Source organism: Brevundimonas bacteroides DSM 4726, from assembly GCF_000701445.1.
Lineage (GTDB): Bacteria > Pseudomonadota > Alphaproteobacteria > Caulobacterales > Caulobacteraceae > Brevundimonas > Brevundimonas bacteroides.
Genome location: NZ_JNIX01000009.1, coordinates 126,537 through 145,623, shown reverse-complemented (window position 1 = coordinate 145,623; position 19,087 = coordinate 126,537). Strand labels below are relative to the sequence as shown.

Genomic DNA, 19,087 nt, shown 5'->3' with positions numbered 1-19,087 from the left:
CGTCACGCTCCCGCCCGGCCATAGCGGCCCCGGTGATAGGTCAGGGTCTCGCCGCCCGAGACCTCATAGGCCTCGACCTCGCCGACCAGGATCAGGTGGTCGCCCATCCGGACCCGGTCATGCGTTTGGCACTCAAACCGCGCCGACGCGCCCGAAAGGACGGGGGCCTGCCCAGCCACGCGGGTGAACTCGTCGTCGGCCATCCGCCCGTTACCCTTGGCGAAGCGCCGCGCGACCCCCTCCCCCTCGGCTCCCAGCACATGGATGGCAAACCGGTCGGCCCCGGCGAAGGCGGGATGGCGCTCCGACCGCTCATCCAGGCACCACAGCACCAGACGCGGCGACAGCGACACCGAGGTGAAGGAGTTAATCGTGATCCCGACCGGTCCGTCCGGCCCGTCGGCAGTGACCACGCAGACGCCGGTCGCGAACGCCCCCAGCGCATCGCGATAGGCGCGCGCCTCGTCCGGGCGGGCGGCGGTGTCGGGAACGGGTTCGAGGCTCATGGGCCGCACCTAGGCGACCGACCGCCTAGTGGCAACGGCCATCGCGCCGCAGCGGCCGCCGGAACCCGAACGGCGCTATCGGGATTGTCGTCTGCGAACCGGAGAGACCCCATGCGCCGCCTCGCCCTGCTCGCCCTGCCCGCCGCCGTCCTGGCGCTCGCCGCCTGCTCCCCATCCGAGGAAGCCGAGACCGCGCCGGACACCGCCGCGACGGCCCCGGAAGGCGCGCCGCCCATCGAGCCCGGCGTCGGCTCCCCGCCTGAGCCCGGCGGCGGCGTCCCCGGCTCGTCCAACGAGACGAACGATCAGGCCAATCCGGACGGCACGGTCGCCGACCCGGTCCTGCCGCGCGAGACGCCGAACCCCTAGACCAGCCGGCTCTGCACCACGGCCGCGCCGATGAAGCTGGCGAACAGCGGATGGGGCTTGAACGGCCGGCTCTTCAGCTCCGGGTGATACTGCACCCCGATGAACCAGGGGTGGTCGGTCCGCTCGACCGTCTCGGGCAGCACGCCGTCCGGCGACAGGCCCGCGAACACCAGACCCTGCGCCTCGATGGCCTCGCGGTAGTTGATATTGACCTCATAGCGGTGGCGATGCCGCTCGCTGATGGCGTTGGAGCCATAGATCTCCGCGATCTTCGACCCCGGCGCGAGGGTCGAGTCATAGGCCCCCAGCCGCATGGTGCCGCCCAGGTCCCCGCCCTGCTGGCGCAGCACCCGCTGGTTGCCCTGCGTCCATTCGGTCATGAGGCCCACGACCGGCTCCGATGTCGGGCCGAACTCGGTGGATGACGCCTTGGGAAACCCTGCCTGGTTCCGCGCCGCCTCGATCACCGCCATCTGCATGCCGAAGCAGATGCCGAAATAGGGGATGTTGTGCTCCCGGGCGAAGCGGGCCGCCTCGATCTTGCCCTCGGCCCCGCGCTCGCCGAAGCCGCCGGGCACCAGAATGGCGTGCGCCCCCTGCAGACGCGCGCTGCAGGCCTCGTGGTCGCCCTCGAAGGTCTCGGCCTCGACCCAGTCGATGTTCACCTTCACCCGGTTCGCTACGCCCCCGTGGTGCAGGGCCTCGATCAGGGATTTGTAGGCGTCCTTCAGCACCGTGTACTTGCCGACCACGGCCACGGTGACCTCGCCGTCCGGGCGCAGGCGGCGATCGACGATCTCTTCCCAGCCGGACAGGTCCGGCTCGGGCGCATCGGTCATGCCGAAATGGGCCAGCACCTCGCGGTCCAGACCCTCGCGGTGATAGTCCAGCGGCACCGCATAGATGTCGGCGGAGTCCATCGCCTGGATGACGCCCGACGGACGGACGTTGCAGAACAGGCCGATCTTGCGCTTCTCGTCCTCGGGGATGGGCTGCTCGCAGCGGCACAGCAGGATGTCGGGCTGGATGCCGATCGAGCGCAGTTCCTTGACCGAGTGCTGCGTCGGCTTGGTCTTCATCTCCCCGGCGGTCTTGATGAAGGGCAAGAGCGTCAGATGGACGAAGCAGCTCTGGCCCCGCGGCAGGTCCTGACCCAGCTGGCGGATCGCCTCGAAGAAGGGCAGGCCCTCGATGTCGCCGACCGTGCCGCCGATCTCGACCAGTACGAAGTCCACATCCTCGCCGTCGTCGGTCAGGGCGGGCGTCAGGCAGAAGGATTTGATCTGGTCGGTGACGTGCGGAATGACCTGCACGGTCGCGCCGAGGTAGTCCCCGCGCCGCTCCTTCTCCAGGATGGTCGAATAGATGCGGCCGGTCGTGATGTTGTCCGACTTCGCTGCCGAAACGCCGGTGAACCGCTCATAGTGGCCGAGGTCGAGGTCCGTCTCGGCCCCGTCGTCGGTCACGAAGACCTCGCCGTGCTGATAGGGGCTCATCGTCCCCGGATCGACGTTCAGATAGGGGTCGAGCTTCCTCAGGCGGACCTTGTATCCGCGCGCCTGCAACAGGGCCCCCAGGGCCGCTGACGCCAGCCCCTTGCCCAGGGAGGAGACCACCCCGCCCGTGATGAACACATATCTAGCCACGGGGGATCACCTTACCGCCGATTCGGTCGCGCCCCGGCGGGCGTTCGGCGTTTCGTCTGTTGAAAACATGTTTCCGCCCCGCCCGACGGCCGGGCGGCGGAGGCACTGAGGGCGGGAGAGGCGGCGGGAGCGAGCCCCGCCGTCACCTATTGCGCCGGCGCCGGCTGGGCCGGCGCCTGTCCGACCGTCGGCAGGCTGGCTTCCAGATCGTCGAGCGACGGAGCCGCCGGCTGGGCCGGAGCGGTAGGCGCGGGCGCCGTCTGGGCCGGAGCGGTCTCGGTCGGAGCGGCGGAGCCCACGGCGATGGAGCCGAGCGCATCGGAGTCCACGACGGACTGGTTCGACCGCTCGATGTTGCCGACGATGGTCAGGGCGATGGCGCAGGCGCCGAACGCCCCGCCGAGCCACCACGTCGTCACGGTCAGCAGATTGCCGGCCCCGCGCGCGGTCATGAAGCCCGACGGCCCGCCGCCCATGCCCAGCGCCCCGCCTTCGGACCGCTGCAGCAGCACGACCGCGATCAAGGCGATCGAGATCAGGATCATGACGACGAGGAGAATGGTCTGGAGCATGGCGACGCTTATGTGTGGCGGAGGCCCCCGCCGATCAAGCGGCGGCGTCTATCACCGTTGCGGGGGCGGAGCAACGCGGCTCAGGCAGCCCGCACGATCGCCAGGAAGTCGTCCGCCTTCAGAGACGCGCCCCCCACCAACGCCCCGCCGACCTCGTCCACCGCCAGAAGCTCCGCCGCGTTCTTCGGATTGACCGAGCCGCCGTAGAGGATCGGCGTCGTCGCGGCTCCCAGCCTGTCGACCAGCGCCCTCCGAATCGCCGCGTGCATCTCCGCAACCTGATGGACCGTCGGCGTCCGTCCCGTGCCAATCGCCCAGACCGGCTCATAGGCCACGGCGAAGGCCTGGCCCCGCAGGGCCTCCGGCAGCGAACCCGCCACCTGCCCCGTGACCACCTCGACCGCCCGCCCGGCGTCGCGCTCCTCCAGCGTCTCGCCCACGCAGACGATCGGCTCCAGTCCGGCCCGGAGCGCCGCCTCGACCTTGGCCGCCACGTCCGCGTCGGTCTCGCCGAAGCCCGCCCGCCGCTCCGAATGGCCCACGATCACCAGAGACGCCCCCGCGTCCTTCAGCATCTTCGCCGACACCGAGCCCGTGAACGCGCCCGAGGCCGCCGCATGGCAGTCCTGCCCCCCGACCTCGACCGCCCCGCCCTTCAGCCGCCACGCCGCCTGAGCGATCAGCGTCGCCGGAAAGCACAGCCCCACCCGGTTCGCGGTCGGCGCCTCGGCCAGCGCCGTCTTCACGGCTTCCGCCTGGGCCAGATCGGCCGCCAGACCGTTCATCTTCCAGTTGCCGACGATCATCTTCACGGATTGTTTCATGCGGCCTTCCTAGGCAGCGCGGCCCGCCCTGCCAAGCCCGCCGCCCGCTCGGCGCTTGCGGCCCCGCCGTCCCCTCCCCTATAGGCGCGGGTGGCGCTCCTCGCCGTTCGTCTCTCGGGCCTTCCTTCGATGATTTCCGGCTTCCGCGACTTCGCCAAGTCTCCGTGGGCGATCGCCCTGTTCGCGCTGCTGATCCTCAGCTTCGCCATCGTCGGCGGAACCCAGACCGACATCTTCGGTAACCTCGGCCCCAGGAACGTCATCGACGCCGGCGACCGCTCGCTGACGCCCGCCCAGTTCCGCGCCGACTTCGACCGCATCCGCGGCAACATCCAGCAGGAGCAGGGCCGCCCCGTCACCCTTGAGGACCTCGTCAACGAGGGCGCCCACGTCCAGTACCTGGAGAGCCAGACGCGCCGCCTCGGCTTCCTGAATTGGGCGCATCAGGTCGGCATCCGGGTCGACGAATCGCTCGTCCTGGATCGCATCCGCGAGATCCCCGCATTCTTCGACCAGATCACCGGCCGATTCGACGAAGCCACCTACCAGCGCATGCTGTCCGAGCAGAACATCACCCCGGTCCAGCTGGAGGACGAGTTCCGCGACACCGCCGTCAGCGAGCATTTCGCCGCCGCCGTCGCCGCCGGCCTGCGCGCGCCGCGCGTCTACGGCGCCCTGGTCGCCGCCCGCGCCTTCGAGACCCGCGACGGCCGCTGGTTCACGGTCACGCAAGCCATGGCCGGCACGTCCCCGCCGCCCACCGACGCCCAGCTCCAGGCCTTCCTGAGCGAGAACGCCGCCCAGCTGCGCCGGCCGGAGTTCCGCATCGCCTCGGTCATCGTCTTCTCCGACGCGCCCAACGCCCCGCGCCCGGCCGTGTCCGAGGAGCGGATCGTCGAACGCTTCAACTTCCGCCGCGAGGCCCTGTCGACGCCCGAGCGCCGCAGCTTCGTGACCCTGACGGTCGCCGACCGCGCCGCCGCCGACCGCATCGCCGCCGCGCTCCGCGCCGGGCAGTCGCCCCAGGCCGTCGCCGAAGCCAACAACATCCAGGCCGTGCCCTACGCCGACCAGCCGCGCAGCGCCGTGACCGACCCGGCCGTCGCCACCGCCGTCTTCGGCCTGCAGCCTGACGCGGTCTCCGCCCCCATCCAGGCCCGCGTCGGCTTCACCGTCGCCAAGCTGACCGGCGTCACCCCGGGCCAGGAAGCCACGCTGGACAGCGTCCGCGACGCCGTGGTGCAGGAGCTCCAGCTGGAGGATGCCCGCGCCCGCGTGTTCGAGCGCGTCGAGGCCTATGAGAAGGCGCGCGGCGAGGGCAAGACGCTGCAGCAGGCCATCGCCGAGGTCGGCGCCCGCGTCGTCCAGCTGCCGCCCTTCACCCAGGACGGCCGCCTGCCCGACGGCCAGCCGCTGAACGCCCCGCCGCAGATCCTTCAGAACGCCTACGAACTGGCCGAAGGGGCCGAGAGCGAGGTCGTGGACGCCGGCGAAGGCCAGTATTTCGTCGTCCGCCTGGACGAGATCACGCCCGCCGCCCTGCCCGCGCTGGCCGACGTGCGCGCGCCGCTGGCCGAACGCTGGACCCAGCGCGAGAACGCCCGCCGCCTGTCGGCGCTGGCCGATCGCCTCGCCGCCCGCGTGCGAGGTGGCGAAGACATCGGCGCCGTGGCTGCCTCGGCCGGCGCCACGTTGAACACCCGCACCAACGTCCAGCAGAACGCAGAAGCCCAGAGCGATCTCGGCGAAGGCGTCCTGCGCGGCCTGTTCGGCCAGGGCCGCAACCAGATCTTCACCGGCCCGGCGTCCGAGACCAGCTTCGTCGTGGGCCGCGTGGACGCCATTCGCGCCGCCAACGCCACGGCCAGCGCCCCCTTCGCCGACCAGATCCGCCCGCGCATCGCCGATGAGTTCGTCGCCGGCATCGGCGAGCTCCTGGTCAACGCCGCCGCGACCAGGTCCAAGGCCGAGAATGACCCGGCCCTGGCGCTTCAGGCGCTGGGCGTCGACGCCCCGGCTGAAGAGGGCGCCGCCACGCCCGCCGCCCCGGCCCAATGAGCCCAGCCGACGGCGCCGACCCGGACCGCGAGGTCCATCTCGCCGCTCTGAACGCGGGCCGTCCGGTGCTGGTCCACCGGCGGATCGTCGACGATCTGGAGACCCCGGTCTCGGCCTATCTGAAGGTCGGCTGGGGTCGCCCGCACGCCTTCCTGCTCGAATCCGTGGAAGGCGGCGCCCTGAACGGCCGCTACTCCATCATCACGCTCGATCCCGACGTGGTCTGGCGTTGCCACGGCGACGCCGCCGAGATCGCGCGCGGCCCCGATATCGCGGCGGGTCGATTCACGGCGCAGCCCGGCGGAGCGCTGGACAGCTTGCGCGCCCTGATCGCCGAGACCCGTTTCGACATCCCCGTCGGCCTGCCGCCCATGGCCGCCGGCCTGTTCGGCGTGTTCGGCTACGACATGGTTCGCCTGCTGGAGCCGCTCGGCGCGCCGAACCCCGACCCCGTCGGCCTGCCCGATTCGGTCCTGACCCGCCCCTCGGTCATCGCCGTCTTCGATTCCGTGCTGCACGAGATCGTCGTCATGGCCCCGGTCTGGCCGGGCGGCGACCTCGTCCACGACCTCGCCGCCGCCGAAGCGAGGCTGGACGCCTTCGAGGCCGCCCTCCGCCGCCCGCTCCTGAACCGCGCGCCCGCTCCGCCCGCCGAGGCCCCCGCCTTCCGTTCGCCGGTCGACGGCGCGGGCTATGGCGAGATGGTGGCCCGGGCCAAGGACTACATCGCCGCCGGCGATATCTTCCAGGTGGTGCTCAGCCACCGTTTCAGCGCGCCCTACGCGGGCGACCCCTTCGCCTTCTACCGCTCGCTGCGCCGCCAGAACCCCTCGCCCTACCTCTATTTCCTGAACTTCGGCGAATTCCAGCTGGCGGGCTCCAGCCCCGAGATCCTGGTGCGGCTCAAGGACGGCGGCGTCACCATCCGGCCGCTCGCCGGCACCCGCCCGCGCGGCGCCAGCCCCGAAGCGGACAAGGCGCTGGAGACCGAACTCCTGGCCGATCCCAAGGAACGCGCCGAGCACCTGATGCTGCTGGACCTCGGCCGCAACGACGTCGGCCGCGTCGCCGCGCCGGGCAGCGTCCGCGTGACCGAGAGCTTCGTCGTCGAACGCTACAGCCAGGTCATGCACATCGTCTCCAACGTCGAGGGCCGGGCCCGCGCCGACCTCGACGCCGTCGACGCCCTGCTGGCCGCCCTTCCCGCCGGCACCCTGTCCGGCGCGCCGAAGGTCCGGGCCATGGAGATCATCGACGAGCTGGAGGCCGAAAAGCGCGGCGTCGGCTACGGCGGCGGCGTCGGCTACATCTCGGCGGGCGGCGAGGCCGATATCTGCATCGTGCTCAGGACCGCCCTGTTCGCGGGCGGCAAGGTCTTCGTCCAGGCCGGCGCCGGCGTCGTCGCCGACTCGGACCCGGCCGCCGAATACGCCGAGACCGAGGCCAAGGCCCGCGCCCCCATGCGCGCCGCCTCCGACGCCTGGCGCTTCGAACTGGGCGCCCCGCTGAACGATCCGGACTGAAACTTCGGAGCCTTGTCCGACGTAGGTCGAGCGCATTCGGAGACCCCTGCATGAGCTCGTCCGTCACCGTCCGCTTCACCGCAGGCAACGAGGGGCGTTGGCGAATCACGACCGTTCAGTCGGTGATCGGCGACACATTGGCCCCGGCCGCCCGCCTGGCCGTCGCCGAAGAGCCGGAGGCAGCGACGGCATGCGTCTGGAGCCTGTCAGGCACGACCAGCAACGTGCGCTACGCCAACCGGGCCGAACTGACGGCCCTGCGCGCCCGCCAGGCGGGGCTCGATCGACCCGAGGCCACCCGGGCCGCCCTGATCCCCGTCCGCAAGGCCGACGCCTGGTGGGCCCTGGCCCAGGACGAGCGCCGCGACATCCTCGAGGAACAGTCGCGTCACACCGCCATCGGCATGGACTACCTGCCCCAGATCGCCCGACGGCTGCACCACTCGCGGGACCTCGGCGAGCCTTTCGACTTCCTGACCTGGTTTGAGTTCGCGCCCGAGCACGAGGCCGCCTTCGACGCCCTACTCGTGCGGCTGCACGCCACGCCGGAATGGACCTATGTCGAGCGGGAGGTGGACATCCGCCTGACCCGGGTCGCCTGACAGTCAGGCCGCCTCGGCCTCCGCGTCGTCCTCTTCGTCGTAGCCGACAAGACGCAGCGCCCGACCCTTCATGCCGTTCAGCTCCAGCCAGCGCAGCAGCCCTTCCTCGCGTCCGTGGGTGATCCACACCTCCTCAGGCTTCAGCTCCAGGAAGGTCGCCGTCAGTTCCGGCCAATCCGCGTGGTCGGAAATCACGAGCGGCAGCTCCACCCCCCGCTGCCGCGCCCGGGCCTTGACCAGCATCCAGCCGCTGGCGAACGCCGGCACCGGATCGGCGAACCGCCGCGCCCAGCGATCCTGAATGGCCGACGGCGGCGCGATCGCCACCTCTCCGCCCAAGGCGTCCTTCTTCAGCCCCGTCGCCGGCAGGATCGGCCCGAGTTCGACGCCCTCGCGCTCATAAAGCCGGTTCAGCCGCTCCAGCGCGCCGTGGACATAGATCGGTCGCTCCCATCCCGCTTCTCGCAGCAGCCGGATCACCCTCTGCGCCTTGCCCAGCGCATAGGCCCCGATCAGGTGCGCCCGTTCCGGGAATTGCCTCAGCGACTGGATGACCCGACCGATCTCCTCGCCGTCCGGCGGATGGGTGAACACCGGAAGGCCGAAGGTCGCCTCCGAAATGAACACGTGGCACGGCACGGGCTCGAACGGCGCGCAGGTCGGATCGCGTCGGCGCTTGTAGTCGCCCGACACCACCATGGTCAGGCCCCGCCAGGTAATCACGGCCTGCGCCGAGCCCAGCACATGCCCCGCAGGAACCAGCCGGATGTCCACGCCGTCGTGCGAGGCCGTCTCGCCGTACTCCACCGGCTGGCGCAGCCGGGTGAAATCCTCACCATACCGCTCCGCCATGATGGCCAGGGTCTGGGGGGTCGCCAGCACCGCCCCGTGCCCCGACCGCGCGTGATCCGAGTGCCCGTGCGTCACCACGGCCCTCGGAACAGGTCTCACGGGATCGACGTAGAAATCCCCCGGCGGGCAATACAGCCCGGCCGGCGTGGGCCTGAGCAGGTCTTCCGGCTTGATCATCGCTTCCGATATGGGCCTTGCCGCTTGCGCCGCCAATCGCGCCCGATAAGGACGGTCTCATGAGCGATCCGTTCCTGACCGAGATCCTGCCGCAGCTGGCGTCGGGCGCCGCCCACACTCATGCCTTGGGCTTCAAGTACGAGGGCGTAGAGGGCGACCGCGTCCGTCTGCGGACCCCTTGGCGGCCCGATCTCGTCGGCGATCCAGAGACCGAGGTCTTCGCCGGCGGCCTCGTCACCGCCATGCTGGATCACGTCGGCGGCCTGGCCGTCTGGGTCGCGCTTGGCGGCTTTCGTCCCATCGCCACGCTGGATCTGCGCGTCGACTATATGCGCGCCGCCCGGCCGTGCGTGGACCTGCTGGCGGAGGCCCGCTGCTATCGCCTGACGCGCACCATCGGCTTCGTCCGCGCCTGGGCCTTCGAGGACGATCCGAAGGACCCGGTCGCCGCCGCCCAGTCGACGTACGTCATCAATTCCGACGGAGGGCGCGGCATCGGCGCCAACCTGAAATCGGAGCGCGCGGCGTGAGCGACCTTCTCGACACCCTGCCCTACGCCCGCTTCCTGGGCCTGAAGACGGCGCGCGACGGCGACGTCCTCACCGTCACCATGCCCTTCGCCGACCATCTGATCGGCAATCCCCTGCTGCCCGCCCTGCACGGCGGTTCGACGGCGGCCATGCTGGAACTGACCGCCATCGCCCAGGTGGCGCTGATCTGGCCGCGCCTGCGCCTACCGCGCCCCATCACCGTCACGACCGCCTACCTCAGGTCCGGCCGCCCGCAGGACGTGCACGCCCGCGCCCGCATCTCGCGCGCCGGCCGCCGCGTCGCCCACGTCCTCGCCGAGGCATGGCAGGACGACCCGGCCCAGCCCATCGCCAGCGTGACGGCACATTTTTCGCTGGATTGCAGCTAGACGTTGCGCTCAAACACTCGTTATGGTTGTTTTCATCCGATCGATTTTGACCACGGAGAGAAAGCCATGACCAGGAACTCAATCAGCGAGTCTGTCGCTGCGCGCCTTCATTCGGCAGAAGCGGCCATTGATGCCGCCCTTGCGGAAGCGGCACAGCTCGCAGCCCTGCTCCCCAGCGCACGGGCTGAAGCCTATTTGTCGGCGGTCACGGGTCAGAAGGCCTTTGACGGTGCCGCGGCGTCCATTGCTGCTCTCACCGAGGCCCGATCACGTATGGTCGACACCCACAACACTCTGGCAGCACTGGCTCGCAAAATGGGCTTGGATACTGCCGCGGTTGGGATCCTCGACAAGCCGGAGGACGAGCCCCCGCATGGCGGTGGTGTGAAGGCCTTCGCCCCGCCAGAAGTTAACAAAGTCCTAGCTGGTTCGCTCTAGACGTGTTAACGTTCTCTTCACCACCATTTCGGTGCGAAAGGGGAGTACCATGGATCGCAAGGAAGTCGTGAACGGTGTGGCAGACGAGCTGCATGCTACTGAAGCGGCGGTAGACGCCGCGATCACTCAGGCCACGACCCTCATTCAGTCGATGATTGGCGCGCGCACAATTTTGAAACTGTCGCCAACCGTGGCCGCGGACTCTCAGGCCAAAGCCATGACAGCCATCGCCGCTCTCTCGGAAGCCCGAGCCGCTCTGGTGGCTTGCCACCATGAACTTGCCAAGGATCACCGCCGCCTTGGCCTCGGTGCCTACGCTGTGGGCATCCTCGACAAGACGGGCGACTGGGATGCTGGCCGTCCGCCTGAAGGCGTGTCGAACATTGCCGATCGGCGCGCAGCCTGAATTCGCGGTAACGTAAACAGACTTCAGTAGTCCGTAAGGAAGACTTGAAGCATCATGCCCCCGCGCCGATCCGGCGCGGGGGCTTTTGCATGCTGGACACCCTCTACTCGCAACTCGGCCTCCTCCCGGCGGTGCTCATCGGCGTGTTCGCCTTCTGGAAAGGCGGCGAGCCAGAGCGCTTCGCCATGGGTGCCTGGGTGCTGGGTTGGATGGCGGCCATGCTGCTGCAGCCGGATGGCCATCTCTATGTGGGCTTTCAGTGGCCATTATTCCTGCTCGACCTGGCGATGCTCGCGGTCTTCGTCGGGCTGGCCTGGCGCTATCGCCGGTCTTGGCCCGTGTGGGCAGCGGCTTGCCAACTTGTCGTCCTCACGGCGCACGTCGCCTTTCCTCTGGCGAAGGCTGCATCGATGGAAGCCTTTTACACCGTCCTAAACCTTGCCGGGTACGGCATCCTCATCGCCATCGGGGTCGGTACGTTCTGGGCTTGGCAGGACCGACGCGCTGCGGGTCTGGAGTAGGATTTCATTCCTAATTATGCACTTTACATACCGGCCCCGATTCTCTAGGGTTCGGACATGGCAAAGGCAACGATTTCAGACCTGATCTACCACGACGAGGACGCCGCCCGCGCTCACTTCGAGAAGCTGCGTTGGCCCGATGGCCGCGTCTGCCCGCATTGCGGCGTGGTCGGTGACGATCAATCGACCCTGCTTCAAGGCAAGTCGCACCGCCCCGGCCTCTACAAGTGCAAGCCCTGCGGCAAGCCGTTCACCGCCACCATCGGCACGGTCTATGAGGACTCCAAGGTTCCCCTGCATCAGTGGCTTCTCGCCACGCACCTGATGTGCGCCAGCAAGAAGGGTATCAGCGCCCTCCAGCTCCAGCGTGAACTTGCCCTCGGCTCCTACCGCACGGCTTGGTTTATGGCGCACCGCATCCGCGAGGCGATGATCGATACCACGACCGAACCGCTAGGCGGCGAGGGCAAGATCGTTGAGGCCGACGAAACCTACTACGGCAAGCCCGCCGTCTCGCCCATGAAGCGCACCGACGGTTCAGACTTCAAAAAGACCAAGCGCCGCAACAGCCGCCCCGTCGTCGCCCTGGTGGAGCGCGGCGGCAAGGCCAAGGTCTTTCACGTTGCCGTCGCGGACAAGGAAGCCGTCCAGAAGATCGTGGCCGAGAACGTGCATCCCGCCTCGCGTCTGCACACCGACGAAAGCCGCCTTTACAAAGGCGCTGACGCCCTGTTCGTCTCCCATGAGACGGTGAAGCATTCCGCTGGCGAATACGCCCGTGGCGACGTCAACACGAACAGCGCGGAAGGCTTCTTCGGCGTCTTCAAGAAGGGCATGAAGGGCGTCTATCAGCACTGCTCAGAGAAGCACCTGAACCGCTACGTCACCGAGTTCGGCTTCCGCCACAACACCCGCGCCAAGCTCGGGATCACCGACACGATGCGCACCGATCTGGCGATCATCGGGACGGTCGGGAAGCGGCTGACCTATCGGCGGACTGACGAAGCCTACGTTTAGGTTTCAGGCGCTCCGTCTCGCTCGATGGAGACGGAAGAACAAATCGTGAAGTGAAACTGTGGACGAACGCGGTTCGCGCTCTTTTGTGGGTCGCGGAATCGTGCGCGGGGTTGTGCGGGGAAGACGGCTGCAACCGCCTTCACCCGCTTTCACCAACTGCCGTGTGCGCGGCAGCCCGTGGTTCACGCCCGACCATCAGAGAGTCGGGTCTATGGGTCAAGCGCCACGGCTTCACAGGAGCCGTCAATGGCGCTTTTCATCGTTGCCTACCGCATCCACTATAACACCGAGGAACGGTATAGCCGCTGCTACAACGAACTCACCGATGCCATCCGGGCAGAAGGCGGCCCTAAGCACTGGGCTGAGCCGACCTCGATGTTTCTAATCCAGTCAAGCAAGTCATCCGCCGATCTTGCGACATCAATTTGGGCCGCCGCGCCATCCTTCGACGACGACGAAGATATGCTCGTGGTTATCAACATCTCGACGACCAGAGGTCACGCGACAAAGGGCAAGCTGCAAGACAGGGATTTCGTGACGCTTATGGCTTTGCGAACCAGCTAGCCCGCAAATCGACCGGAACGCGGCACACTCGGTAGGCGAACCAGAGTGCGAGCCTTGATCGAATAAGCCTCATTCCTTCACCTCCGGCGCGGGCTTCGGCTCGCGCCCCTTCTTCGACACACGCGGGGCGGGCGGCGTCGCCAGCATCCGCTTCACAACTTCATCACGGCGCTCTGCCGTGTCCTTGTCGCCTGATGACATGAGGAACCCCTTGAAGACGAAGAACCCGCCCCAGGAACCGCCTGCATGGGCGGTCGCGCCCTTTCTGGAGCAAGGGGACGAAAGCCCTAGCATCATCTACCACGCCGTAGGGCAAGCCCTGTCCAGATGGGAGGTGATGGACGATCAGGTCGCTACGCTGTTCGAGGCTCTAATCGCATCCCGAAAGCGGGCTGGATTTATGGCTTTCGGCACCGTCGTAGCGAACAGCGCGCGCCTCGAGATGGTCAAGGCCGCCGCGCTTGTGGTTTTGCGCGGTGAAACTGGCGGGCCGCTCTATGCGGAGGTCGAAAAGACCCTTGATGAAATCGGCAAGATGGTCGGCCGCCGCAACGAGATCGCTCACGGAGTGGTTACCGGCTTTTCAAGGACCGATGGCGGCGAGACCCAGCACCAGGGCTACTTCCTCATTCCAGCGATGTATGCGACCCGGAAAAACCAGATCCCCAAATCCTACCGCTTTGAGGATCCGGCTTGGGCCATGACTGGCTATGCCTACACAGGGGCGCAGATCGACGCCTACGCCAGCCACTTCAACAACTATCTCTGGAGATTAATCGACCTCTGCGGTCGCATTGGAACGCACTTGGCCAGCGAGGGAGGCTGAGAGGATCGAAACCACGATCTGGCGACCGAACGAAGCAGCGTAGGGCATAACGCCCTCGTAAGCGGAAAGCGCCGCTTCACCCGCTTCGATCATCTCCTCAGTGATTTCGATTTCCGGCCTGTCACGCTCGGGGAACATAGGATTCTTTCCTTGGTATGCAAAGTGCATAATTAGGATTTCATTCCTGGGTAATGAGATGGAGCGGCGATCGAACGCCGATGATTCGGCTCATCATGCCCCTCTCTCATCACCGTCTTTGGTCCGCATTGGACGGCCTCGCGCGCCGCGAAGGCTTGTCTCCGTCGGGCCTGGCGCGAAAGGCCGGGCTTGACCCGACCGCTTTCAACCCCTCCAAGCGCTTCGGGTGCGGCCGACCGCCCCGGCCCCGTTGGCCTTCCACCGAGAGCCTGAACCGCATTCTTGAGGTCACCGACACAACTCTAGCCGAGTTCGCGGCGCTCGCGGATGACGCCGCCCCGCGGGTCGCCACAGCGCCCCTGATCGGCATGGCCCAAGCCGGCCACGACGGTTTCTTCGACGATGCGGGATTGCCGATGGGCGAGGGCTGGGATCAGACCGATCTCCCCGCCCCGACGGACAGCCTGTTCAGCCTGCGCATCGCAGGGGATTCCATGGCGCCGCTGTATCGCGAGGGCGATCGCGTTCTGGTTGATAGGAGCCGCACCGATGTCCGGCGGGGGGACAGGATTGTGGTCCGCACCTTAACGGGAGAGACTCTGGCCAAGGAGCTCGGAACGCTCACCCCGCGCCAGGCAACCCTCGTCTCGATCAATCCCGCCTATCCGCCGCGCGAGCTGCCGCGCTCCAACATCGCCTGGATGGCGCGCATTCTCTGGGTCAGCCAATAGCGCAATGCCGAAAGGCCGCCTCTTTCGAGACGGCCTTCCTGACTGGCCTTGAGAGGCCGCGCGACCCCGGTTGAAACCCAGGTTCAATAGGGCTGGACGTAATGGGCATTCACCCAACCGCCACCGGCGATCTGCACCCATTCACCCTGCGAGCCGATGGCCGTGAAGGGCTGGCCCGCGCGCAGGCTGCCCGCCTGGCGATAGTTGGTGCCCGGACCCGAGCGGATGCGCAGGTTCGACGAGGCCCGGTACTGTGCGCCAGAGCTGTTCACCTGGGCGTTGGCCCGGGCGCGCTGCTGGTTGCAGCCGATGTAGGATCCAGCGGCCGCGCCGGCGCCGGCGCCGACGATGGTGCCGGCCGTGCGCTCGTTCCGGGCCAGGTTGGAGCCAACGACACCACCCAGCACAGCGCCGATTGCCGCGCCGACGGCCTGACGGCCACCCGGAGCGTCACAGTTGGTGATTCCGTTCGCCTGGGCCATGGAGGCCGTCGGAACAGCGGTGACCAGGGCGGCCAGAGCGGCGGCCGTGGCCAGCGAGGTGTTCACGATCTTCGACATGTCTCTCTCCTGTCATCGAGGTTCGTCGATGCAGCGATTAATGCGCTGCTCCGCTTACGGCTCCGCTGAACGGCTCGTTGTTTTCGGTTCATCTTCATGACCCGCGACAGGGACCCTCGCTCGCATTCCGGGACGAGGATCGCTAAATCCGGCACCAGCGCATCAGCGAGAGCCCAGCCATGTCCGATCCTGTCGTCATCGTCTCCTTCGCCCGCACGCCCATGGGCGGATTCCAGGGGGCCCTGTCCGGCGTCAAGGCGACCGAGCTCGGCGCGACGGCGGTCAAGGCGGCGGTCGAGCGGGCGGGCGTGCCCGCCGACAAGGTCGAGCAGATCGTCATGGGCTGCGTCCTGCCCGCCGGGCTTGGCCAGGCCCCGGCGCGTCAGGCCGCCATCGGCGCGGGTCTCGGCCAGCACGTCGAAGCAACCACGGTCAACAAGATGTGCGGCTCGGGCCTGCAGGCCGTCATGATGGCCTCGGACAGTCTCGCCGCCGGCTCGGCCGACATCATCGTCGCGGGCGGCATGGAGTCGATGACCGGTGCCCCCTACCTGATGACCAAGCACCGCGGCGGCGCCCGCATCGGTCACGACGTCATCGTCGACAGCATGTATCTGGACGGGCTGGAGGACGCCTACACTCCCGGCAAGCTGATGGGGGCCTTCGCCGAGGACGCGGCGGGCCAGTATCAGTTCACGCGCGAGGCCCAGGACGCCTACGCCATCGAGAGCCTGACCCGCGCGAGGAACGCCATCGCATCCGGCGCCTTCAAGGCCGAGATCGTCCCAGTCGAGGTCACCGACCGCAAGGGCACGGTCGTGGTCAGCGAGGACGAGCAACCGGCCAAGGCCAACCCCGACAAGATCCCCACCCTGAAGCCCGCCTTCGCGAAGGACGGGACCATCACCGCCGCCAACGCCAGCTCGATCTCGGACGGCGCCGCCGCCCTGGTGATGACGCGTGAGAGCGTGGCCAAGGCGCTCAACCTGCCCATCGTCGCGCGCGTCGTCTCCCACGCCGCCCACGCCCATGAGCCCGGCCTGTTCACCACCGCGCCGGTCCCGGCGATGCAGAAGGCGCTGAAGAAGGCCGGGTGGTCGGTCGAGGACGTCGACCTGTGGGAGGTCAACGAGGCCTTCGCCGTCGTCGCCATGATCGCCATGCAGGAGCTCGGCATCGACCATGCGAAGCTGAACGTGAACGGCGGCGCGACGGCTCTGGGCCACCCCATCGGCGCATCCGGCGCTCGCGTCCTGACGACGCTGCTGGCCGCGCTTCAGGCGCGCGGCGGCAAGAAGGGCGTGGCGTCCCTGTGCATCGGCGGCGGAGAGGCCGTGGCGCTCGCGGTCGAGATGGCGTGACGCTGGACCGGCGCAGCCTGATCGGGATCGGGGCGCTCGCCGCCGCCTCGCCCGCCCTCGCGCGCCAATCCTCGCCCCTCGCCCCGCCCGATCCGACCGAGACCTTCCGGCTGTGGCCCGGCGGCGCGCCCGGCGGTGAAGGTGTGACGGTCACGCCGGTCGTGCCTGAACGCTCGACCGATCCGTCGTTTCATGACCGCTACGCCCAGTACACGACCGACCCGATCCTGTCCGTCGTCCGGCCAGTGCGCCCGAATGGCGCGGCCCTGTTGCTGATCCCCGGCGGCGGCTATCGCTGGGCCGTGGTGGACAAGGAGGGCCTAGACGTCGCGCGCGTCTTCGCCGCCGCGGGCGTCACCTGTTTCGTCCTCCGCTATCGCCTGCCCGCCGACGGCTGGGTGGCCGGGCCGGACGCGCCGCTCCAAGACGCCCAGCGGGCGCTTCGCCTGATCCGCTATCGCGCTCCTGATTTCAGCATCGACCCGGCGCGCATCGCCAGCCTCGGCGCGTCGGCGGGCGGGCACCTCGCGGGCCTTCTCGCCGCTCGACCAGACGCGACCTATACCACGGTGGACGACGCCGACGCGGTATCGTTTCGACCCGATCTCAACATCCTGCTCTACCCTGTCGTGACAATGGCGGACCCGCACGCCCACGCCGGATCGCGCGACCATCTGCTGGGTCCCTCCCCGTCGCCTGAGACGATCGCGCGCTGGTCCTTGGAGCGAATGGACTGGTCGGGCGTCGCGCCTGTGGTCCTGATCCACGCGATGGATGACGCCAGCGTCCCGCCGGAAAACAGCCTGATGCTGCTGAACGGCCTTCGAGCCGCCGCCGTCACCACGGAAGCGCATCTGTTTCAGGAAGGCGGCCACGGCTTCGGCATCCGCCTGATCGCGGGAAGGCCCGCCGCCGTCTGGCCCGAGCTCGTCCTGGCCTTCGGCCGCCGCAACGGCTGGATCAGCGCGTGACCGGCGTGTCGTCCTCGTCGATCGGCTCGTCTTGCCGAGACAACAGCCGCGCCAGCGTTGCGGCTCCCAGGGTTAGCACGATCACGGCGGCGCTCCGTTTTGCGACTCGCTCGCATTGTCAGATTGGCGCGGTTCAAGGCGCAACCGCTGCCGGGATCACAATCGCATGAAGTCCTGCGGAGACTGCGGCCTGTGCTGCAAGCTCATGGGCGTCACGGCGCTGGACAAGCCTGCCGGCCGCTGGTGCCGGCACTTCGGCAAGACGACGGGCTGCGCCATCTATTCTGAGCGGCCGGACGATTGCCGCGTCTTCAACTGTCTCTGGCTTCTCACCGAGGCACTGGACGACGCCTGGAAGCCGACCACCTCCGGCTTCGTGCTGCACACTGAGCATAACGGCCGCCGCCTGATCGTCGAATGCGACGCCGCCCGCCCCCACGACTGGCGCCGCGAGCCCTATGAGGCCCAGCTCCGCCGCTGGGCCGCCGCAGGCGGCCAGGAAGTCCTGGTCTTCGCCGGCAAGCGGGGCCTGCGGCTAGGCGCGACCGATACGCCCGTGCGGCGCGCCTAACGCGGGTCAATGCTCTGGGCGATCCGCTCGGCGAGGAGGCGTTCAGCGCCCTCGACGCTCGTGATCCAGGCGTGGATTTCGTGCGGCGCGCCGGTGCGAGTGAACAGGTGCTCCAGCGCGACGCGCCGCCCCTCCTCGTTCGCCACGATCGAGGTCCGCCCACCCGCCTCGACCATCTCGCCGGAGTAGATCGGGAATTGCGACGCCGGCCCGGCGTAGATCATCACCAGCGATTGCTCGCCCCGGCGCACGGTCCAGATGGTGAAGTTCGGGCCCGGCCGCCCCGTGGTCACGGTGACGCCGCTCGGCAGATCGAGCACGAACGGCAGGGCGGCGACGGCGGCAGGCGTCAGCACGGTGACCGGCGGCGGCGGCGGCTCAGTGGACTCTGTCGCGGGGGCGGGCGCGGGTGTCGCTTCGCCTGAGGCCGTGGGGGTGACTGGGGCAGGCCCGGTCATGCCCGTGGGCGAGGGCGCGGCCGTGGGGGCGGCGGTCGCGGGAGGGATCGTGGTCGTCCCCATTGGTGCTGTGACGGGGGCCGTCGAGGTGGTCCCAGCACCCGCGGGACGGATCGGTGTCGAGGGCGTGGGCGGCGGCGTGAGCGTGGGGACGACAGACAACAGAGGGGTCGCGCTGCTCGTTGGGGGTGCGGCGGGCCGCGCCCCACCCGCAGGCGGTGTGAGGGTCGCCGAGGGCCGTGCGACCGACGCGGGGTTCGTCGAGCCGGGACCGGCGGCGCTCGGCGTCATCGGCGCTGTTGAGGGTACGGAGGACGGGGGCGACGGTCGGGGAGCTGTGACGGGCGCGAGCGAGGTCGTGGTGCCCGGACGGCTGGCGGCAGGCGGAGCGCCGTTCAGCATCCGGGTCAGGTCGCTCGCGGTGCTTTGCTGCGGCTGAGACGCCGTCTGAAGCGCGGCGAGGGCGGAGAGGATCAG

Annotated in this window: 24 protein-coding genes; 17 read left to right on the top strand and 7 right to left on the bottom strand. The window is 68.6% G+C overall.

The annotated features are described in order from the left end of the window. Window positions 1-2 precede the first annotated feature (2 nt). Entirely contained in the window at window positions 3-506 is a 504-nt protein-coding gene (locus Q333_RS0108015) for a flavin reductase family protein (protein WP_029416229.1), read from the bottom strand. A gap of 111 nt (window positions 507-617) precedes the next feature. Here Q333_RS0108015 and Q333_RS16435 point away from each other — a divergent pair, with 111 nt between their 5' ends. Beyond that, the gene (locus Q333_RS16435; RefSeq protein WP_035294006.1) at window positions 618-875 is read left to right on the top strand and encodes a hypothetical protein; all 258 of its coding nucleotides are present in this window, start codon (window positions 618-620) and stop codon (window positions 873-875) included. Here Q333_RS16435 and Q333_RS0108005 read toward each other — a convergent pair. From Q333_RS0108005 to tpiA, 3 genes are all read right to left on the bottom strand, one after another. Then, complete coding sequence (locus Q333_RS0108005) at window positions 872-2,521, bottom strand: CTP synthase (RefSeq protein WP_029416228.1); 1,650 nt, start codon at window positions 2,519-2,521, stop codon at window positions 872-874. The genes Q333_RS16435 and Q333_RS0108005 overlap by 4 nt on opposite strands. Window positions 2,522-2,667: 146 nt before the next feature. Then, on the bottom strand, window positions 2,668-3,093 hold the full coding sequence (gene secG / locus Q333_RS0108000) for a preprotein translocase subunit SecG (protein ID WP_035294004.1): 426 nt from the start codon (window positions 3,091-3,093) through the stop codon (window positions 2,668-2,670). Between the two features lie 80 nt (window positions 3,094-3,173). Then, window positions 3,174-3,917: a triose-phosphate isomerase gene (gene tpiA / locus Q333_RS0107995; RefSeq protein ID WP_029416226.1), complete on the bottom strand. Its 744-nt coding sequence runs from the start codon at window positions 3,915-3,917 to the stop codon at window positions 3,174-3,176. A gap of 129 nt (window positions 3,918-4,046) precedes the next feature. Here tpiA and Q333_RS0107990 point away from each other — a divergent pair, with 129 nt between their 5' ends. The 3 genes from Q333_RS0107990 to Q333_RS0107980 are packed head-to-tail and all read left to right on the top strand — an operon-like array spanning window position 4,047 to window position 8,100. After that, window positions 4,047-5,975 carry a peptidylprolyl isomerase gene (locus Q333_RS0107990; protein ID WP_029416225.1) on the top strand — a complete coding sequence of 643 codons (1,929 nt, stop codon included), beginning with the start codon at window positions 4,047-4,049 and terminating at the stop codon, window positions 5,973-5,975. Continuing rightward, on the top strand, window positions 5,972-7,498 hold the full coding sequence (gene trpE / locus Q333_RS0107985; protein ID WP_029416224.1) for an anthranilate synthase component I: 1,527 nt from the start codon (window positions 5,972-5,974) through the stop codon (window positions 7,496-7,498). Before Q333_RS0107990 ends, trpE begins: the two co-directional genes overlap by 4 nt. Before the next feature lie 50 nt (window positions 7,499-7,548). Then, complete coding sequence (locus Q333_RS0107980) at window positions 7,549-8,100, top strand: chlorite dismutase family protein (protein WP_029416223.1); 552 nt, start codon at window positions 7,549-7,551, stop codon at window positions 8,098-8,100. A 3-nt stretch (window positions 8,101-8,103) separates the two neighbouring features. Here the strand turns inward: Q333_RS0107980 and Q333_RS0107975 are convergent, their stop codons facing one another. Continuing rightward, window positions 8,104-9,129 (bottom strand): ligase-associated DNA damage response exonuclease, encoded by a 1,026-nt coding sequence (locus Q333_RS0107975; RefSeq protein ID WP_029416222.1) that lies wholly within the window; start codon window positions 9,127-9,129, stop codon window positions 8,104-8,106. A gap of 59 nt (window positions 9,130-9,188) precedes the next feature. Between Q333_RS0107975 and Q333_RS0107970 the strand changes: the two genes are divergently transcribed. From Q333_RS0107970 to Q333_RS0107925, 9 genes are all read left to right on the top strand, one after another. Beyond that, window positions 9,189-9,659, top strand: coding sequence for a PaaI family thioesterase (locus Q333_RS0107970; protein WP_029416221.1), 471 nt, complete (start codon window positions 9,189-9,191; stop codon window positions 9,657-9,659). Then, on the top strand, window positions 9,656-10,048 hold the full coding sequence (locus Q333_RS0107965) for a PaaI family thioesterase (protein ID WP_029416220.1): 393 nt from the start codon (window positions 9,656-9,658) through the stop codon (window positions 10,046-10,048). Before Q333_RS0107970 ends, Q333_RS0107965 begins: the two co-directional genes overlap by 4 nt. Before the next feature lie 66 nt (window positions 10,049-10,114). Continuing rightward, window positions 10,115-10,486, top strand: coding sequence for a hypothetical protein (locus Q333_RS16950; protein WP_051651197.1), 372 nt, complete (start codon window positions 10,115-10,117; stop codon window positions 10,484-10,486). A gap of 49 nt (window positions 10,487-10,535) precedes the next feature. Then, entirely contained in the window at window positions 10,536-10,892 is a 357-nt protein-coding gene (locus Q333_RS0107955) for a hypothetical protein (RefSeq protein ID WP_029416218.1), read from the top strand. A gap of 89 nt (window positions 10,893-10,981) precedes the next feature. Then, window positions 10,982-11,413, top strand: a complete 432-nt coding sequence (locus Q333_RS0107950) for a hypothetical protein (RefSeq protein WP_029416217.1) — start codon at window positions 10,982-10,984, stop codon at window positions 11,411-11,413. A 57-nt stretch (window positions 11,414-11,470) separates the two neighbouring features. Further along, entirely contained in the window at window positions 11,471-12,430 is a 960-nt protein-coding gene (locus tag Q333_RS0107945; RefSeq protein ID WP_029416216.1) for an IS1595 family transposase, read from the top strand. A 246-nt stretch (window positions 12,431-12,676) separates the two neighbouring features. Beyond that, a complete protein-coding gene (locus tag Q333_RS0107940; RefSeq protein WP_029416215.1) occupies window positions 12,677-12,994 on the top strand; it encodes a hypothetical protein in 318 nt (105 codons plus the stop codon). Window positions 12,995-13,205: 211 nt separating this feature from the next. Further along, window positions 13,206-13,820 carry a hypothetical protein gene (locus Q333_RS0107930; protein WP_157072401.1) on the top strand — a complete coding sequence of 205 codons (615 nt, stop codon included), beginning with the start codon at window positions 13,206-13,208 and terminating at the stop codon, window positions 13,818-13,820. A 233-nt stretch (window positions 13,821-14,053) separates the two neighbouring features. Next, window positions 14,054-14,689 carry a S24 family peptidase gene (locus tag Q333_RS0107925; protein WP_029416213.1) on the top strand — a complete coding sequence of 212 codons (636 nt, stop codon included), beginning with the start codon at window positions 14,054-14,056 and terminating at the stop codon, window positions 14,687-14,689. Window positions 14,690-14,772: 83 nt separating this feature from the next. Here the strand turns inward: Q333_RS0107925 and Q333_RS0107920 are convergent, their stop codons facing one another. Continuing rightward, window positions 14,773-15,249 carry an SH3 domain-containing protein gene (locus tag Q333_RS0107920; RefSeq protein ID WP_029416212.1) on the bottom strand — a complete coding sequence of 159 codons (477 nt, stop codon included), beginning with the start codon at window positions 15,247-15,249 and terminating at the stop codon, window positions 14,773-14,775. A 179-nt stretch (window positions 15,250-15,428) separates the two neighbouring features. On the opposite strand from Q333_RS0107920, the gene Q333_RS0107915 reads away from it, so the two are divergent. The 3 genes from Q333_RS0107915 (at window position 15,429) to Q333_RS0107900 (ending at window position 18,152) form a co-directional block, all read left to right on the top strand. Next, on the top strand, window positions 15,429-16,610 hold the full coding sequence (locus Q333_RS0107915) for a thiolase family protein (RefSeq protein ID WP_029416211.1): 1,182 nt from the start codon (window positions 15,429-15,431) through the stop codon (window positions 16,608-16,610). Next, entirely contained in the window at window positions 16,607-17,581 is a 975-nt protein-coding gene (locus tag Q333_RS0107910; RefSeq protein ID WP_029416210.1) for an alpha/beta hydrolase, read from the top strand. Before Q333_RS0107915 ends, Q333_RS0107910 begins: the two co-directional genes overlap by 4 nt. A 166-nt stretch (window positions 17,582-17,747) precedes the next feature. Then, complete coding sequence (locus tag Q333_RS0107900; protein WP_029416209.1) at window positions 17,748-18,152, top strand: YkgJ family cysteine cluster protein; 405 nt, start codon at window positions 17,748-17,750, stop codon at window positions 18,150-18,152. On the opposite strand, the gene Q333_RS0107895 is transcribed toward Q333_RS0107900, so the two are convergent. After that, window positions 18,149-18,508, bottom strand: a complete 360-nt coding sequence (locus Q333_RS0107895) for a hypothetical protein (RefSeq protein ID WP_029416208.1) — start codon at window positions 18,506-18,508, stop codon at window positions 18,149-18,151. The genes Q333_RS0107900 and Q333_RS0107895 overlap by 4 nt on opposite strands. A gap of 25 nt (window positions 18,509-18,533) precedes the next feature. Between Q333_RS0107895 and Q333_RS0107890 the strand changes: the two genes are divergently transcribed. Next, entirely contained in the window at window positions 18,534-19,049 is a 516-nt protein-coding gene (locus Q333_RS0107890) for a hypothetical protein (protein WP_211249700.1), read from the top strand. The last annotated feature ends 38 nt before the right edge of the window (window positions 19,050-19,087 follow it).

Excerpts from the sequence above, each read along its gene's own strand:
- Q333_RS0107920 (WP_029416212.1), bottom strand. The coding sequence starts at position 15,249 with ATGTCGAAGATCGTGAACACCTCGCTGGCCACGGCCGCCGCTCTGGCC.
- Q333_RS0107900 (WP_029416209.1), top strand. The coding sequence starts at position 17,748 with ATGAAGTCCTGCGGAGACTGCGGCCTGTGCTGCAAGCTCATGGGCGTC.
- tpiA (WP_029416226.1), bottom strand. The coding sequence starts at position 3,917 with ATGAAACAATCCGTGAAGATGATCGTCGGCAACTGGAAGATGAACGGT.
- Q333_RS0107945 (WP_029416216.1), top strand. The coding sequence starts at position 11,471 with ATGGCAAAGGCAACGATTTCAGACCTGATCTACCACGACGAGGACGCC.
- Q333_RS0107990 (WP_029416225.1), top strand. The coding sequence starts at position 4,047 with ATGATTTCCGGCTTCCGCGACTTCGCCAAGTCTCCGTGGGCGATCGCC.
- secG (WP_035294004.1), bottom strand. The coding sequence starts at position 3,093 with ATGCTCCAGACCATTCTCCTCGTCGTCATGATCCTGATCTCGATCGCC.
- Q333_RS0107975 (WP_029416222.1), bottom strand. The coding sequence starts at position 9,129 with ATGATCAAGCCGGAAGACCTGCTCAGGCCCACGCCGGCCGGGCTGTAT.
- Q333_RS0107970 (WP_029416221.1), top strand. The coding sequence starts at position 9,189 with ATGAGCGATCCGTTCCTGACCGAGATCCTGCCGCAGCTGGCGTCGGGC.
- Q333_RS0107980 (WP_029416223.1), top strand. The coding sequence starts at position 7,549 with ATGAGCTCGTCCGTCACCGTCCGCTTCACCGCAGGCAACGAGGGGCGT.
- Q333_RS16950 (WP_051651197.1), top strand. The coding sequence starts at position 10,115 with ATGACCAGGAACTCAATCAGCGAGTCTGTCGCTGCGCGCCTTCATTCG.
- Q333_RS0107925 (WP_029416213.1), top strand. The coding sequence starts at position 14,054 with ATGCCCCTCTCTCATCACCGTCTTTGGTCCGCATTGGACGGCCTCGCG.
- Q333_RS0107950 (WP_029416217.1), top strand. The coding sequence starts at position 10,982 with ATGCTGGACACCCTCTACTCGCAACTCGGCCTCCTCCCGGCGGTGCTC.
- Q333_RS0107940 (WP_029416215.1), top strand. The coding sequence starts at position 12,677 with ATGGCGCTTTTCATCGTTGCCTACCGCATCCACTATAACACCGAGGAA.
- Q333_RS0107915 (WP_029416211.1), top strand. The coding sequence starts at position 15,429 with ATGTCCGATCCTGTCGTCATCGTCTCCTTCGCCCGCACGCCCATGGGC.
- Q333_RS16435 (WP_035294006.1), top strand. The coding sequence starts at position 618 with ATGCGCCGCCTCGCCCTGCTCGCCCTGCCCGCCGCCGTCCTGGCGCTC.
- Q333_RS0107955 (WP_029416218.1), top strand. The coding sequence starts at position 10,536 with ATGGATCGCAAGGAAGTCGTGAACGGTGTGGCAGACGAGCTGCATGCT.
- trpE (WP_029416224.1), top strand. The coding sequence starts at position 5,972 with ATGAGCCCAGCCGACGGCGCCGACCCGGACCGCGAGGTCCATCTCGCC.
- Q333_RS0108015 (WP_029416229.1), bottom strand. The coding sequence starts at position 506 with ATGAGCCTCGAACCCGTTCCCGACACCGCCGCCCGCCCGGACGAGGCG.